This window comes from Arthrobacter zhaoxinii, assembly GCF_024385505.1.
Classification (GTDB): Bacteria; Actinomycetota; Actinomycetes; order Actinomycetales; family Micrococcaceae; genus Arthrobacter_B; species Arthrobacter_B zhaoxinii.
The window spans coordinates 314,501-330,461 of record NZ_JANFLT010000005.1 but is presented as its reverse complement, the minus strand read 5'-3'; the positions used below and the strand labels follow the sequence as shown (position 1 = coordinate 330,461).

Annotated in this window: 14 protein-coding genes; 9 read left to right on the top strand and 5 right to left on the bottom strand. The window is 67.1% G+C overall.

Translation table 11 applies throughout. From position 1 onward, the window contains the following. Positions 1 to 9: 9 nt before the first annotated feature. Positions 10 to 408, bottom strand: coding sequence for a DUF3099 domain-containing protein (locus tag NNX37_RS08935; RefSeq protein WP_255792076.1), 399 nt, complete (start codon positions 406 to 408; stop codon positions 10 to 12). A gap of 137 nt (positions 409 to 545) precedes the next feature. Between NNX37_RS08935 and NNX37_RS08930 the strand changes: the two genes are divergently transcribed. Beyond that, positions 546 to 1,274, top strand: coding sequence for a beta-ketoacyl-ACP reductase (locus NNX37_RS08930; protein WP_255792075.1), 729 nt, complete (start codon positions 546 to 548; stop codon positions 1,272 to 1,274). A 121-nt stretch (positions 1,275 to 1,395) separates the two neighbouring features. Then, a complete protein-coding gene (locus NNX37_RS08925; protein ID WP_255792074.1) occupies positions 1,396 to 2,172 on the top strand; it encodes an SDR family oxidoreductase in 777 nt (258 codons plus the stop codon). Between the two features lie 13 nt (positions 2,173 to 2,185). Here NNX37_RS08925 and serB read toward each other — a convergent pair whose 3' ends face one another. After that, the gene (gene serB / locus NNX37_RS08920) at positions 2,186 to 3,091 is read right to left on the bottom strand and encodes a phosphoserine phosphatase SerB (RefSeq protein WP_255792073.1); all 906 of its coding nucleotides are present in this window, start codon (positions 3,089 to 3,091) and stop codon (positions 2,186 to 2,188) included. Between the two features lie 128 nt (positions 3,092 to 3,219). Here serB and NNX37_RS08915 point away from each other — a divergent pair, with 128 nt between their 5' ends. The 6 genes from NNX37_RS08915 to NNX37_RS08890 all read left to right on the top strand — a co-directional run bounded on the left by NNX37_RS08915 (position 3,220) and on the right by NNX37_RS08890 (position 7,811). Next, entirely contained in the window at positions 3,220 to 4,008 is a 789-nt protein-coding gene (locus NNX37_RS08915) for an ABC transporter ATP-binding protein (protein ID WP_255792072.1), read from the top strand. 15 nt (positions 4,009 to 4,023) lie between these two features. Then, positions 4,024 to 4,827, top strand: coding sequence for a TrmH family RNA methyltransferase (locus tag NNX37_RS08910; RefSeq protein WP_255792071.1), 804 nt, complete (start codon positions 4,024 to 4,026; stop codon positions 4,825 to 4,827). A 95-nt stretch (positions 4,828 to 4,922) separates the two neighbouring features. Further along, positions 4,923 to 5,828, top strand: coding sequence for a hypothetical protein (locus tag NNX37_RS08905; RefSeq protein ID WP_255792070.1), 906 nt, complete (start codon positions 4,923 to 4,925; stop codon positions 5,826 to 5,828). Positions 5,829 to 5,959: 131 nt separating this feature from the next. Continuing rightward, complete coding sequence (locus tag NNX37_RS08900; RefSeq protein WP_146361982.1) at positions 5,960 to 6,217, top strand: type B 50S ribosomal protein L31; 258 nt, start codon at positions 5,960 to 5,962, stop codon at positions 6,215 to 6,217. Between the two features lie 117 nt (positions 6,218 to 6,334). Next, positions 6,335 to 7,411, top strand: coding sequence for a lipoate--protein ligase family protein (locus NNX37_RS08895; protein WP_255792069.1), 1,077 nt, complete (start codon positions 6,335 to 6,337; stop codon positions 7,409 to 7,411). A gap of 61 nt (positions 7,412 to 7,472) precedes the next feature. Further along, the gene (locus NNX37_RS08890) at positions 7,473 to 7,811 is read left to right on the top strand and encodes a cupin domain-containing protein (protein WP_255792068.1); all 339 of its coding nucleotides are present in this window, start codon (positions 7,473 to 7,475) and stop codon (positions 7,809 to 7,811) included. 9 nt (positions 7,812 to 7,820) lie between these two features. Here the strand turns inward: NNX37_RS08890 and pepN are convergent, their stop codons facing one another. Both pepN and NNX37_RS08880 read right to left on the bottom strand, forming a co-directional pair. Further along, entirely contained in the window at positions 7,821 to 10,430 is a 2,610-nt protein-coding gene (pepN, locus tag NNX37_RS08885) for an aminopeptidase N (RefSeq protein WP_255792066.1), read from the bottom strand. 46 nt (positions 10,431 to 10,476) lie between these two features. After that, positions 10,477 to 11,523 (bottom strand): YeiH family protein, encoded by a 1,047-nt coding sequence (locus NNX37_RS08880; protein WP_407079938.1) that lies wholly within the window; start codon positions 11,521 to 11,523, stop codon positions 10,477 to 10,479. A gap of 146 nt (positions 11,524 to 11,669) precedes the next feature. Between NNX37_RS08880 and NNX37_RS08875 the strand changes: the two genes are divergently transcribed. Further along, on the top strand, positions 11,670 to 14,474 hold the full coding sequence (locus NNX37_RS08875; RefSeq protein WP_255792064.1) for a cation-translocating P-type ATPase: 2,805 nt from the start codon (positions 11,670 to 11,672) through the stop codon (positions 14,472 to 14,474). Here the strand turns inward: NNX37_RS08875 and NNX37_RS08870 are convergent. Further along, the gene (locus tag NNX37_RS08870) at positions 14,453 to 15,889 is read right to left on the bottom strand and encodes an SDR family oxidoreductase (RefSeq protein WP_255792063.1); all 1,437 of its coding nucleotides are present in this window, start codon (positions 15,887 to 15,889) and stop codon (positions 14,453 to 14,455) included. The genes NNX37_RS08875 and NNX37_RS08870 overlap by 22 nt on opposite strands. Positions 15,890 to 15,961 lie beyond the last annotated feature (72 nt).

Genomic DNA, 15,961 nt, shown 5'->3' with positions numbered 1-15,961 from the left:
GCTGGGGGATCAGGCCTTGTCTTCGTCGTCTTTGATGTCGTCGTCATTGTCTACGATTTCCCCCGACAACACAGTGGTTTCGGGGGTTTCTTCGGGTTCTTCCGCCGCCCGCGGCGCGTCGAGTGCGGTGGCCGGCGGGCGGTCTATCATCGCGTCGCTGGAGGTCATCAGGCGGGTATCCGAGCCGCCGTTGGCCATGATCACCGCAAAATAGGGGAGCACCACCGCACCGGCAATCACCACCCACAGCAGCCAGCCGTGGACAAAGAACATCAGGAACAGGCAGACCACGCGGATGCCCATGGACACGCCGTACTTGATCATGCGGGTGCGCATTTCATCGGTGTGCGGGCTGGGTGCGTCGGTGATTCTGGGGACGCTCTCCCCGCGGTTTGTGTCCCTAGCCATCAGTAGCCATCGGTAGTCTTCCTCACCCTCCAAACAGGTTCGTTCATTCTCTCACTCGCAGCGTCGTTGCAGAAGTTGAATCCGGCGCACGTAGGATCGAAGCAACCCCCAATCCCTGGCTGAAAGTAGGAACATCCGTGCAGAACACTCCAGAAAACCCCTCCGGCCGCAGTGTCCTGGTGACCGGCGGAAACCGCGGAATCGGGCTGGCAATCGCCAAGGCGTTCCTCGCCGGCGGTGACCGCGTCGCCATCACCTACCGCAGCGGCGAGGTTCCCGCGGGCATGCTGGGAGTCAAGGCGGATGTGACGGACATGGCATCGGTCGACGCGGCGTTCACCGAGGTGGAGGCCGCCCACGGTCCGGTGGAAGTCCTTGTAGCCAATGCCGGGATTACGCGGGACACGCTGCTGCTCCGGATGAGTGAAGACGATTTCTCCGACGTGATTGACACCAACCTCACCGGCGCCTTCCGGGTGGTCAAGCGGGCGTCCAAGGGCATGCTCCGGATGAAGAAGGGCCGGGTGGTGCTGATTTCCTCGGTGGTCGGACTCTACGGTTCGCCCGGGCAGATCAACTACGCCGCCTCCAAATCCGGACTGATCGGCATTGCCCGGTCCCTCACCCGCGAACTCGGTTCCCGCAACATCACCGCCAATGTCGTGGCCCCGGGATTCATCAACACCGATATGACCCGCGCCCTGCCCGAAGATACGCAGAAGAACTACCTGTCCTCGATCCCCGCCGGCAGGTTCGCCGAGCCGGAGGAAGTTGCCAACGTGGTGCGCTGGATTGCCGGCGACGAGGCGGGCTACATTTCCGGTGCGGTCATCCCGGTCGACGGCGGCCTGGGCATGGGGCACTAGCCCCGGCCAACGCCCTGCCCGCGAATCCTTGGAGGTTTCCTCAACTGCCGGCCGGGACACCGGCTGGCAGGATGGGTTCGGAGAGCTGAACGCTTAGATACTTTCTACAAAAGGAGATCCCATGGGCCTGCTGCAGGGCAAAGCCGCGATCGTCACCGGATCATCGCGCGGAATCGGAGCCGAGGTGGCGCGCTTCCTGGCCGCCGAGGGTGCCGGCGTCGTCGTCAATTACCGCCAGAAGGCACCGCGCGCCAACAAGGTGGTCGCTGCTATCGAGGCCGACGGCGGACGTGCGGTGGCCGTGGGCGCGGACCTCACCGCCGCGGAAGGCCCGGCTGCCCTTGTGGCGGCAGCACAGGAGAACTTCGGCGGGCTCGACGTCCTCGTGCTGAACGCCTCAGGCGGCATGGAAACCGGTGTGGAGGAGGACTACGCGCTGAAGCTGAACCGCGACGCGCAGGTCAACATGCTCAGTGCAGCGCTTGACGTTATGCCGGCCGGTTCGCGGGTGGTCTTCGTGACCAGCCACCAGGCCCACTTCATCCGCTCCGTGCCGACCATGCCCGAATACGAAGCGGTGGCCCTCAGCAAGCGCGCCGGCGAGGATGCCCTGCGGGCTCTGCTGCCGCAGCTGGAGGAAAAGGGCATCTCCCTGGTGGTGGTCTCCGGTGACATGATCGAAGGCACCGTGACGGCCACCCTGCTGGACCGGGCCAACCCCGGCGCCATCGAAGCCCGGCGTGAGGAAGCCGGCCGGCTTTACTCGGTGCAGGAGTTCGGCGCCGAGGTGGCGCGCATGGCCACTGCCGATGTTCCGTCCGGACACACCGAATATGTGGGCGGCGCGGATTACCTGTCCGCCGGTGCAGCAGCCGACCGGGCGGGCGATCCCGCCTAGGGCTTCACCCCGCCTAGAGCTTCACGAAGTGCTGCACCACGTCCAGGCGTGGCAGGTTCAGCACGGCATCCGCGGCGGCCTGCACTGCCGGTTTGGCGTTGAACGCCACTCCCAGTGCGGCCGCCGCGAGCATGTCCAGGTCATTGGCGCCGTCGCCCACCGCGATGGTGTGCTCCGGTGCCACGTCCAGCTCCTGCGCCCATTCGGCCAGCGAGCGGGCCTTGACCGCGCGGTCCACCACCTCCCCGGACACTGCGCCGGTCAACACCCCGTTTTGGATTTCCAGCAGGTTTGCGCGCCGGAAGGTGAGCCGCAGCCGGTCGGCCAGCGGATCCAGCACCTGGCTGAACCCGCCGGACACGACGGCAACGCCGTGCCCGGCGGCCAGGAACTCCTTCACCAGCAGTTCGGCTCCGTCGGAAAGCTCAATTCGAGCCCCCACTTCGTCAATGACGGACGCCGGCAGTCCCGCAAGGGTCTTCACCCTGGCATGCAGGCTCGCGGCGAAGTCCAGTTCACCGCGCATGGCCGCCTCGGTCACGGCCGCCACCTCGGCCTCCCGTCCCGCGTGGGCCGCCAGCAGCTCGATGACTTCCTGCTTGATCAGGGTGGAGTCCACGTCCATCACCAGCAGCTTCCGTGCTTCCTTCAGCAGCGACGGCGGCACCACGGTGCTCTGCTCCCCGCCCGGCTTTGCCGGCACGGCAGCCGAAGCTGCGGCGACGGTGCGCCGCAGCCGGGAGAGGCCGCCGTCGTACCCCACATAAAGCTTGGACACAGTGAAACCGGTCCCCGCAGCGTTCTCCAGTTCCAGGATCCGCGCCCCCAGGCCGGAGACGGCGGCCTGTACCGCGCCGAGATAGGCGTCGGAAAGGTCCGTCCCGTAGCTGACGACACTGTATTCGGGGGAGTTCGGCATGGTTTCCGTTCTGCTCGGTTCAGCGCTGCGGTACCTGTTCGGTACGGGGGTTTCCCGGCCGCATCTGCGTGGCCGCTGCGGCGTATCGTTTCGCCAATGCCCCTTTCCTTAGCCTAATGTCTAGTGCTATGAGTGATGTTCTTGAATTTGCCGGCGTCAGCGTTGTGCGCGGCGGCAAGACCCTGTTGGACGGCGTTAACTGGCAGGTCAAGGAGGGGGAGCGTTGGGTGGTTATGGGCCCCAACGGCGCCGGAAAGACCACGCTGCTGCAGATTGCCGGCGGACGGATGCACCCCACCCGCGGCGTAGCGGGAATCCTGGAGGAAGTCCTCGGCGCAGTGGACGTTTTTGAACTGCGCCCCCGTATCGGCCTGGCCTCCGCTGCACTTGCCGGGCAGATCCCCGACGACGAGACGGTTCTCAACGTGGTGGTCACGGCGTCCTACGGGATGACCGGCCGCTGGCGGGAAAAGTACGAAAAGCTCGACGAACGCCGTGCCTTTAATCTTCTGCACGAGTGGGGCATGTCCACCTTCATGAACCGCCGCTTCTCCTCGCTCAGCGAGGGTGAGCGCAAGCGGGTGCAGATTGCCCGCGCCCTGATGACGGACCCGGAGCTGCTGCTGCTGGACGAGCCGGCCGCCGGCCTGGACCTTGCCGGGCGCGAGGACCTGCTTTTCCGTCTCGGCGAGCTGGCCCGTGACGAGGAAGCGCCGGCCATGGTGCTGGTCACCCATCACCTCGAAGAGGTCCCCACCGGCTTCACGCACGCCCTGCTGCTGCGCGACGGCGGTGTGGTGGCGTCCGGTCCCATCGAAGAGGTCTTCACCGAAGAACACCTGAGCACTGCCTTTGATCTGCCGTTGGAGCTGCGCCGCGAGGGCGGACGGTATTCAGCCACCGCCCGGCGCAGCTAGGAGGGCGGTCCCCGGGTGAACCTCCAGTACCTGCAGTCTGCCGACGATCCGCGCGTTTCCGACTACACCTCCCTCACGGACACATCCCTGAGGAAGCGCCGCGAGCCGGAGGAAGGCATGTACATTGCCGAGTCCTCCAAGGTCCTGCGCCGCGCCGTCGACGCCGGCCACCGTCCGCGGTCCTTCTTCCTGGCCGAGAAGTGGCTTCCGGACCTGGAGGACATCCTGGACCGCTTTCCTGAGGTGCCGGCTTTTGTCGGCACCGCCGAGGTGCTCGAGGAAATCACCGGTTTCCACCTGCACCGCGGCGCCCTGGCGGCCATGGAGCGGCCCGCTCCCTTGGATTTGTCCCGGCTGCTGGCCGCGTCCCGCCGCATCGCCGTACTCGAAGACATCGTGGACCACACCAATATCGGCGCCATCTTCCGCTCGGCGGCGGCCCTGCAGGTGGATGCCGTCCTCGTCACGCCGCGATGCGCGGATCCGCTGTACCGCCGCGCCATCCGGGTGAGCATGGGTACCGTGTTCCAGGTTCCCTGGGTGCGCCTGACGGATTGGCCCGGGCAGCTGGAGCAGCTGCGGGACGCCGGCTTCGTGACTGCTGCACTGGCCCTGCGCGAGGATTCCCTGACCCTGGATGAACTCAGCGCCCGCCGCGACGAGCGTCTTGCCCTCGTCCTTGGCACCGAAGGTGACGGCCTGGCCGAAACCACCCTTGCCGGCGTCGATCTGGCCGTACGTATCCCGATGAGCGGCGGCGTCGATTCGCTGAACGTGGCTGCCGCCAGCGCCGTGGCCTTCTGGGAGTGCCGCCCCTAAAGCCCCCGGGCAGCCCGCTGCCCTTACCCTGCAGCCGCCCGGGTGCCAGACTGTGGCCAGTCACCCACCCCTTTGAGGATGCCAGCGGAGCTGCCATGGAATCCCGTGCAAGGACCCGGCCAGGAAAGCTCCTGGTGCTGTGCACGGGATTGCTGCTGACCGTTTCGGCCTGCGGGCCCACCGCGCAGCAGCTGCAGGAACGGGAGGCCTCCGCGTCGGCGTCGCCATCCGCTAGCCGGCCCGTTCCGGCAGCACCGTCCCGAACCGCCGTTCCCTCACCGCCGCCGTCGCCGCCCGTTTCCGAAACGGCCGCTCCGCCGCGAGTGGGCGTCACGGGCAGCCAGACCGGGATGCCGCAGCGGGTCCAGGACGCCTGCCAATGGCTGCTTCGCCGGGATCGGGAGCCGATGTCCGGTGCAGAAGCGGGGGCCTGCGTCTCCGCGGCCATGGCCGCAGGGGAGGGCGGCATCCAGACCCTGCAGACCGAAACCAGCTGGCTTCCCGCCGGCACGTACAGCGTCCGGTTCGCCACCGCTCCGGGTTTCGCCATGACCCTGCAGGGCATGGATGAAGACCTGGCCGTGAGCATCCGGGACGGAAAGCGAGTGCTGCGGAAAGGCGGCAAGGAGATTTCCGCGGACCCGGAAGGCTCAGCCGAAGCGGCCTCTGCCGCGGTCCTCGCCGACGCCGCCGAGTTGACGGTGCGGCCGGAAAAAGTGGCCGCTCTGCTCTCACCGGCGGCAGAGGTGGCGGTTCGGTACGGGGCAGCCCTGGAGGGGGAGGCGTACACGCAGATCAGCGGCAGCTTTAACACCGCGGACACCGGACCGGGGAGCGGGCAGGACCCGGACTCATCCGCTGTGCTGCCGGCGGGTTCGTTCTCGCTCTATCTGGACGACTACTACCGGCCCGTCCGGATCGAAATCTCCGGGCTGAACCAGGGGATCACCTCGACCATCACCGCGGTCAATGCGCAGTGGGGAACCCGCCCGCTGTCCTGAAACACGTGCCGGTCCGTTTCCTGCCGCGGAACGAAATGCGCTAGTATGGGTTGCTGGCCGAATGTACGGCCGATAAAGCTTTCAACCACACTGTGCCTGGCAAAATCCAGGCACCAAAAGAAGGTAAAACTGTGAAGTCTGATATCCACCCCAAGTATGCTCCGGTTGTCTTCCGTGACCTCGCGTCCGACACCGCTTTCCTGACGGCCTCCACCGCCACCTCCTCCAAGACGATCGAGTGGGAAGACGGAAACACCTACCCGCTCATCGAGGTGGAAATCTCCTCCGCATCGCACCCGTTCTACACGGGCAAGCAGCGCATCATGGACTCCGCCGGCCGCGTGGAGCGCTTCAACGCCCGCTTCAAGGGCTTCGGCGCCAAGAAGTAGCAGTTCAGAAATACACAGCAGTACTTGGAGAAAGGTCCGCCGGCATCAGCCCGGCGGGCCTTTCCCTGTAAGGGGACCACTGGAGTCCCGGCACCGGTTCGGATCAGAGGAGTCATGATGGCAAGCGCAGACAACAGCGGACGCCGGCACGGCGAATACAAAGTTCCCGGCGGCAAACTGGTTGTCGTGGACCTGGACGTCCGTGACGGCCGGCTGGCCGATGTCTCCCTGGGCGGCGACTTCTTCCTGGAACCGGATGAAGCGCTCGGGGACATCAATGCCGCGCTTGAAGGGCTGCCTGTCGAGACGTCGTTCGGTGACATCGCCGCAGCGGTCCGTTCCGGGCTGTCGCCGGATGCGGTCCTCTTCGGTTTCTCGCCCGAGGCCGTAGCCACCACCGTGCGACGCGCCCTGGGCAAGGCCACCGGCTGGGGCGACCACCAGTGGGAAATCATCCCGCCCACCCCGCTCTCCACGCACATGCACGTGGCGATGGACGAGGTCCTGGCGGAGGAAGTCGGTGCCGGCAAACGCAATCCGACGCTCCGGTTCTGGGAATGGGAGTCGCCGTCCGTGGTGATCGGGAGCTTCCAGTCGCTGAAGAACGAAGTCGATCCCGAAGGGGCCCGGCGGCACGGGGTCACCGTGGTCCGCCGCATCACCGGTGGCGGTGCCATGTTCATGGAACACGGCAACGCCATCACCTACTCCCTCTACATTCCCCAGTCCCTCGTGGACGGGCTGAGCTTCGCGGATTCCTACCCCTTCCTGGATGCCTGGGTAATGGAGTCCTTGAAGAAGCTCGGCATTTCCGCCTGGTATGTTCCGCTGAACGACATGGCTACCGACCAGGGCAAGATCGGCGGTGCCGCCCAGAAGCGGTTCAGCAGCGGCGGGATGCTGCACCACGTCACCATGTCCTACAACATCGACGCGGACAAGATGGTGGAGGTGCTGCGGATCGGCAAGGAAAAGCTCTCGGATAAGGGCACCACCAGCGCCAAGAAACGGGTGGACCCGCTTAAACGGCAGACCGGCCTCTCGCGCGAGGACATCATTGCCACCATGATGGACACCTTCGCCACACGGTACGGCGCCGTGCAGGCCGGCATCAGCGACGAGGAGCTGGCCCTTGCGGAGCAGAAAGTCGCGGAAAAGTTTGACACCCCGGAGTGGCTGAAGCGCGTACCCTAAGCCGTCAACCTCCGGACCGCCGAGCTACCCCGGCGGCGGTCCGTAGGCCTACACTGCGGAGATGGAGAAAAAGTCGCTGACCGCCCTTGCCCGCCAACATCTGGAAACCTCACGGCAGGCGGCCAGCGGACGCAGCGCGTCGACCGTCTACGGCGGCCACGAACACGTGCTGCGGCAGACAGTGATCGCCCTTCGGGCCGGGTTCGTGATGGACGAGCATGAAAATCCCGGCGAGGCCACGGTCTTTGTCCTCAAGGGCCGGGTCGCCCTGTCCGCGGAGGGCAACACCTGGGACGGCTCCGTCGGAGACCTGCTGATTGTTCCGCAGGCCCGGCACTCCGTCGAAGCGCTGGAAGACTCGGCCATCCTCCTCACCGTGGCCAAGCTGCAGCTGGCCTGACCGGCGGACCTACAGGGCTGCCGCCTGGACGCGCAGGGACCGGAGCAGCTGGTCCTGCTGTTCAATGATGATCCGCCGCAGCGCCGCCGGAGCCCCGCGGTGCAGTTCCAGCCATTCCACCGACTTCTGCACCACTGGATGATCCGCCGGCACCAGGCCCTGCAACGCATCCTGGTGTCCCGGGTAGAGCCCGCCGACCACACGGGAGGCCAGCTCGATGCTGCGCCCGGACCAGACCTCGGTGAGGGACGCGAAATAGTCCTCCAGATATCCGTCCAGCAACTCGTGGCTGCCGAGGTTAAAGCCGGTAATCGTGGCCGAAAGCAGCTCGTTGGAGAGCGCATCGGAGTGGACCGAAGCCTGCCAGGCCGCGGCCTTGATGTCCGGATCGGGGAATGCTGCGGCGGCGGTGGTGTGGCCCACCCGTCCCGACGCCGTGGTGTCGCGTGCCAGTTCCGCATCCAGTTCCGCGCGGGTGGCCGAGCCCGTTGCCGCCAGTGCCACCCAGAGGCGCCAGCGAAGGTCCGAATCGACGGCCAGGCCGTCGATCCCCGCACTGCCGTCCAGGAGGCCGCGCAGCAGTTCGTTGTGGGTGCCGGTGCGCCGTCCGGCTCCGGCGGCGGCCCGTGCCCAGATGATCTGCCGGTCGCTGCCGGGCGCCGCTGCCTTCAGCTCCTCGGCGATATGCGCGGAGAACTCCTCGCGCAGGCTGCCGCGGAGCGGTGCCGGTGCGTAGTACTCAATGGCGCTGAGGGCATTGTCCAGCAGCACCTGCAGCACGCCGGCACCGCTTTCCACGGGCGTGACGCGCTGGACCAGGCGCACATAGTCCTTGGCGCTCAGGACTCCGTCGCGGACGCTGTTCCACAGTGCCGACAGGGTGATGGCCCGGGCGAGGGGATCACTCAGCCGGTGGAGGGACTCCAGCAGAGTGGCCAGCGACGCGTCGTCGAAACGGATCTTGGCGTAGGTCAGGTCCTCGTCATTGAGCAGCAGCAGGGCCGGACGCTGCCGGCCGATCAGGTCAGGTACCTCGGTCCGGGAACCGTCAACGTCCAGTTCCACGCTGTCGGTGCGGGTCAGGGCGCCGGCGGCGTCGAAATCGTAGAGGCCGATGCGGAGTCTGTGCGGTCGGGGGACCTGTTCGCCGCTGACCGGATCCGGAGCGTTCTGCCGGATGACCACGGAAGTGTAGGCGCCGGCGTCGTCGGTTTCCGTCTCCGGAACCAGGACCGGAACGCCGGCGGTCTGCAGCCACCGGCCGGACCACAGGGCCATATCCCGGCCCGACGCCGTTTCGAGGGCGGCAAGGAGATCCGCGAGGGTGGTGTTGCCGAAGGCATGGGCCCGGAAGTATCCCCGGGCTGCTTCGATGAAGGTATCGAACCCGACGTAGGCCACGAGCTGCTTGAGCACGGAGGCACCCTTGGCGTAGGTGATCCCGTCAAAGTTCTGTTTTGCCGCTTCCAGGTTGGGGATGTCCGCAACGATGGGGTGTGTGGTGGGCAGCTGGTCCTGGACGTAGGCCCACGCCTTGCGCCGGTTGGCGAAGCTGACCCAGGAGTTGGTGAAGTCCGTGGCGCGGTCTACGGCGAGGGCACCCATGAAGTCGGCGAAGGATTCCTTGAGCCACAGGTCGTCCCACCATTTCATGGTGACCAGGTCCCCGAACCACATGTGTGCCATCTCGTGCAGGATGGTGTTGGCCCGGGCCTCGTACTGCGCCTCGGTGGCCCGGGACCGGAAGACGTACGCTTCGGTGAACGTCACGAGGCCGGGGTTTTCCATGGCGCCCAGGTTGTACTCCGGGACAAAGGCGGAGTCGTACTTGCCGAAGGGGTACGGGAAGTCAAAGAGTTCATGGAAGTAGTCCAGCCCGCGCTTGGTCACGGCGAAGATGTTCTCCGGGTCGAAGTACTCGGCCAGGGAGGACCGGCAGTAGGCGGCCAGGGGAACCTGCAGCTCCGAACCGTCCTCCAGCCGGCGGGACCACTCGTCGTCGGCCCGGTGGTAGGGACCGGCCAGCACCGAGGTGATGTAGGTGGAGATGCGCTGCGTGGGGGCGAAGTCCCAGCGGCTGAGCGTGCCGTCGCCCAGCCGCGTCCGCTGCGTTTCGGCACCGTTGGAAGCCACTTCCCATCCGCTCGGCGCCGTCACGCTGAAGTGAAAGGCGGCCTTCAGGTCCGGCTGTTCAAAGTCCGCAAAGACGCGGCGCGCGTCAGCGGGTTCGTACTGCGTGTAAAGGTAGGTACGCCCGTCCGCAGGGTCGCGGAACCGGTGCAGGCCTTCGCCGCTCCGGCTGTAGAGGGCAGTGCCGTCCACGGTGACGGTGTTCTCTGCCTGCAGGCCGGGCAGGTGGATCCGGGAATCGTCCACGGCCTCGGTCAGGTCCAGTTCGGTGCCGTTCAGGACAACGGAGGACACCCCGTCGTGGATAAAGTCCAGGAATGTTTCCGCCCCCGGCTCCGAGCAGCTGAAGGCAATGGTGCTGCGGGTCCGGAAGCCCCTGGCATCGGGGTCCTCGGCGTTCCCCAGGTCCAGATGGACATCGTAGGAGGTCACGGACAGCAGGCGGGAGCGCAGAGCGGCTTCATCACGACTCAGGTTCTGGTTAGGCACCTGTTCATTCAATCACTTCTTCACGGTCCCGGGCGGCCCCGGCCGCCTATCCGGCCAGCAGCACCGCCACGGCCAGCCCCAGGCAGGAGATCAGCACCCACGAGGTCAAGGCGGCTGCCGCGGCGCGGACGCCCGAGGCGAGCAGCATCCGGACCCGGACGCCCGCGCCCAGTGCAAACAGGGCCGCCGCAAAGAGCAGTTCCTGCAGTACTGCGGCGGCGTCCAGCACCGCGTCCGGCAGCACACCCCAGGTGCGGACCAGGATCAGTGCGAGGAAGCCCAGGACGAACAGGGGGACCAGCGGCGGCCGCTTGCCGGCCGCGGAACCCTCCGCCTCGGCGCGGCGGGCCAGCAGCCCTGCTGCTGCGGTCATCGGCGCCAGGAGCACTACGCGTGCCAGCTTCACGACGACGGCGGCGGCCAGCGCCGCGGTTCCTGCGGTCTGAGCCGTGGCCACTACCTGGCCGACGTCGTGCACCGACGCTCCGGCCCAGGAGCCGAAAACCTCCGGAGGCAGGTTCAGGAGCCCGCCGGCTACCGGCAGCGCAGCAATGGCCAGGGTGCCGCAAAGCGTCACGAGGGCTACCGGGACCACCGTGTCTTCGGTGCGGGTCCTGCGGACGGCGGCCATCGCGCCGACGGCCGACACCCCGCAGATGGAGAATCCCGCAGCGATCAGCACCGGTTCGTCACCCGGGAGGCGGAACAGCCGGCAGATGACGTAGGTCCCCGCGAACGCCGCCAGCACCAGCGCCACGATCAGCAGCAGTGCCGTCCAGCCCAGTCCCGCGATGTCCACCAGGGAAACCTTCAGTCCCAGCAGCACGATTCCGAGGCGCAGGAATTTCCGCGCAGCCAGGGCCAGCCCCGGTTTCCAGGACTCCGCCGTCCTGGCCGCGGTGCCGGGCAGGTTCGCTGCCAGCAGGCCCAGGACCACCGCGGCCGTCAGGACAGGTACTGCGGGCAAGAGCAGATGCAGCAGGTAGGACACAACGACGGCGGCCGCCGCGGCCAGCAGCCCCGGAACAGTGCCGCGCAGGCGGGCGGGCCGGGAGGACGGCCCGGGGGAGGAGGAAGCGGGGGAATCTGGCACGTCTACACCCTGCCGCAGTCGCGGCAGTTATCCAAAGCGGCCCGTCTTTCACTGCCGCCGGACGCGGTAGATCCGGTTGCCGTACTGCGGGCCGCCCGTCCGTTGCTAGCATTGGGGCACCATCCTCAAGGAACCGGGAAGCGCCCATGAGTTCGCAAGGCAACAATGGAAGCGTCCCTGGCCCTTCCGTGCAGCAGCAGATCACTTCCCCGTGGTTGTTCCCCGCGGACGAAGTGGCTTCGGCGCTGGAGACAAACCCGGAGACCGGGCTGGACGCCGGCGAGGTGAGGGACCGGGTGGAGCGTTACGGCCCCAACTCACTAGCCGAGGGCAAAAGAACACCTGCCTGGCGGAAGATCCTGGTCCTGCTCTCGGACCGGCTGACCATCGTCCTGATCATCGCTGCGGTTGTCAGCGCCGTGGTCTCCCGCGAGTGGGAAACCCCGGTGGTGATCCTGCTGGTCATCATCCTCAATACCACCCTGAACTACGTGCAGGAGCGACGGGCCGAGAACAGCCTGGAAGCCCTGCGCAACGCGTCGGTGGACAGCTGCCGGGTACTCCGGTCCGGCAACGCGGTGACCGCGGAACGGACCGAGCTGGTGCCCGGCGACGTCGTGCTCCTTGAGGCGGGGGACAGCGTGCCGGCGGACGGACGGCTGCTGGAGGCCGTCCGCCTCCAGGTAGCCGAGGCGGCGCTCACCGGCGAGTCCAAACCCACCAATAAGATCACCGCCCCGCTGTCGGATCCGCATCTGCCGGTCGCGGACCGCACCAACCTGCTGTTTATGGACACCGACGTGACGCGCGGCCGTGCCGTCCTGCTGGTGACCGGAACCGGCATGAACACCCAGATCGGCACCATCGCGCACCTCCTGGGCAGCACCACGGAGGAAAAGACCACCCTGCAGCGCAGCATCGACCAGCTGGCCCGGGTCCTGACCTACATCGCCCTCGCCGTCGTTGCCCTCGTCTTCGTGCTGGGGCTGCTGCGCGGGGACAGCTGGGAAGACCTGTTCCTGACCGCCGTCTCGCTGGCCGTGGCCACCATTCCGGAGGGCCTGACCGCCGTCGTCGCCTTCACCCTGGCCATGGGCGCGTCCCGGCTCGCTGCCCGCGGCGCCATCATCAAGCAGCTGGCCGCGGTGGAAACCCTGGGCAGCACCTCGCAGATCTGCACCGACAAGACCGGCACCCTCACACTGAACGAAATGACAGTACGCCGGCTGTACTCTCCGTCGGGCCGCCGCTTCCGGGTGACCGGAAACGGGTATTCCACCGACGGGAAGATCCTCAGCCCGGACGGGCAGTCCACTCCCTTGCCCCCGGAGGCGTATATGGCCATGGCGCTGTGCAACGATGCCTCGGTCGAGGACGGCAGGCTGACCGGCGACCCGACCGAGGGCTCCCTGGTGGTCCTGGCGGAAAAGGGCGGGATCGACGTCGCCGGCGCCCGCACCGCCCACCGGCGCATCGCTGAAGTTCCGTTCGACTCCGACTACAAGTTCATGGCCACGTTCAACCGCGACGCCGGAGCCGCCGTCCACTGCAACGTCAAGGGAGCGCCGGGCGTGGTCCTGGACCGGACAGCATTCCTGCAGACCCCGGACGGCCTGGTCCCGCTGGACCCCGAGGAACGCGCGCGCATCTCCCGCGACGTGGAATCCCTGGCCAACGCCGGCCTGCGGACCATGGCCGTGGCGGGACGGGTGCTCGATGCACCGGTGCCGTCCAGCCCGGATGCGCTGTTTGCCGAGGCTGCGAACCTGGTGCTGTACGCCGTCGTCGGGATCCTGGATCCGCCGCGGCAGGAGGCTGCAGAAGCCATCGCCAAGGCGCGGGCCGCCGGAATCGACGTACACATGATCACCGGAGACCATCTGGTGACGGCCTCGGCGATTGCCCGGGACCTCGGAATCGAGGGCAGGGCAGCAGCCGGCACCGCGCTGGACGCAATGGACGATGACGAGCTGCGGGCCGAGGCGCCGCAGCTGGGGGTGCTGGCCCGCGTTTCGCCCGAGCACAAGATCCGGATTGTGGAGGCGCTTCAGGCGGACGGCTACATCGTGGCCATGACAGGTGACGGCGTGAATGACGCTCCGGCGCTCAAACGCGCCGACATCGGGATTGCCATGGGCATCACGGGCACCGATGTGTCCAAGGGCGCGGCCAAGATGATCCTCACTGATGACAATTTCGCCACCATTGTGGCCGCCGTCGAAGAAGGCCGCGGCATCTATGACAACATCCTGAAATTCGTCCGGTTCCAGCTGACCACGGCCTGGGGCTTCGTGCTGATCTTCCTTGCAGCAGCGACCTTCGGCTTCGCCGGCGGAGCGCCCTTCACTGCACTGCAGATCCTCTGGGTGAACATCATCATGGACGGTCCGCCCGCCCTGGCCCTGGGCGTGGACCGGACCGATCCGGCGGTCATGAAACGCCCGCCCCGGCCGGCCGCCGAGCCCCTGCTGACGGGCCGGCGGATTGCCGTGCTGACGATGCTCGGCATCGTGATGGCGGTGGGCACCTGCACCGTCCTGGTTAATGCACCGCGGTGGTTCCCCGAAAGTGCAGGCAGCACCAACTTCGCCACCACGATGGCCTTTACCACCTTCGTGTTTTACCAGGTGTTCAACCTGCTGAACGTCCGCTCCGAAACCGGCAGTGTCTTCACCCTGCGGACGTTCACCAACCGAGCCATCTGGGTTTCCCTGGTCGCAGTGGTGGTGCTGCAGGTCCTTGTGGTGCAGCTGAGCATCTTCGGCGGGCTCTTCGACACCGTGCCGCTCACCTCGGGGCAGTGGCTGCTGTGCTTCGCCGTCGGTGCCACCGTGCTGGTGGTCTCCGAGATCGGCAAGGCCGTACAGCGGCTGGCCGCCCGCCGCCGGCCGGCTGCCGGGCAGGCCCGGGCCGGACAACCCTCAGCTTCTTACCAGGGGGAGGGCTTGTAGTCCTTGAGGAAGACGCCGTACTGGTCTTCGCCGTTTTCCCCCGTCACGATCGGGTCATAGACCCGGGCTGCGCCGTCCACCAGGTCCAGCGGGGCGTGGAAGCCTTCCTCGGCCAGGCGCACCTTGGTGGGGTGGGGACGCTCGTCGGTGATCCAGCCGGTGTCCACGGCCGTCATCAGGATCCCGTCCGTTTCCAGCATTTCCTCCGCACTGGTGCGGGTGAGCATGTTCAGCGCGGCCTTGGCCATGTTGGTGTGCGGGTGTCCGGGGCCCTTGTAGCGGCGCGAGAACTGGCCCTCCATGGCGGACACGTTCACGATGTACTTCCGCCGCGCCGACGAGGCCGCCATGGCCGGGCGAAGCCGGTTGACCAGCAGGAACGGCGCCGTGACGTTGCACAGCTGCACCTCCAGCATCTCCAGCGGATCCACCTGGTCCACCACCTGCGTCCAGCTGTTGATCGGCGCGATGTCCGGCACCAGCCCGCCGGCGTCGATCGCGGTGCCGGCTTCCAACCGGGCCAGCGAGGAGGACCCGGCCGTCAGCGCCAGCGCGGTGACGGCGTCGGCCGCCAGCACCGGGTGGGCGGCGACGGATCCGGCCAGCGCGGTCGGGTGGGCGTCATAGGTGTGTCCGAAGGTCACCAGTTCGGGCATGGGTCCGTCCGGCAGCGGTGCCAGTTCGGCGTCGGTCAGCGGGCGGTAGGCGTTGGAGGAACGCCGGACCGTCTGGGCCGCGTTGTTGATCAGGATGTCGAGGGGACCGGCCTCCGCTACGGACTCGGCCAGCGAAATGACCTGGGCAGGGTCGCGCAGGTCAATGCCGACAATGCGCAGCCGGTGCAGCCAGTCCGCGGAGTCCTCCATCGCGGCGAAACGGCGTGCGGCATCCTTCGGGAAGCGGGTGGTGATGGTGGTGTGCGCTCCGTCGCGCAGCAGCCGCAGGGCAATGTACATGCCGATCTTGGCCCGGCCGCCGGTCAGCAGCGCGCGTTTGCCGGTCAGATCCGTCCGGGCATCGCGCTTGGTATGGCTGAAGCCTGCGCATTCGGGGCAGAGCTGGTGGTAGAAGGCGTCCACCGTGGTGTACGGCTGCTTGCAGATGTAGCAGTTGCGCGGTTTCAGCAGCGTTCCGGCGGACGGACCGTGGGCGGCGCTGGTGAGCTGGGCGCCGCGCGTTTCATCGTCGATCCGGTCGGCGGCGCCGGTGGCAGTGAGGGCGACGACGGCGCGGTCCGCCTCGGCTACGGCGGAGCGCTTTTCGTTCTTTCGGTGCTTCTTCACGGACTTGAACATTTTGGCGGTGGCCCGCCGGACCGCGACGTAGTCGGGGTTTTCTTCATCCAGAATATGGATGGAAGCCAGGACCTTCAGGGCGGTCTGGATTTCTTCCGGGCTTAGTTCAGGGGTGCTCATGGGGGCCTTTACGCTCATCGGCACCGGAGGATCCACAGTGCAGGCGCACCGTGTGCGCCTTCCGAGGATACC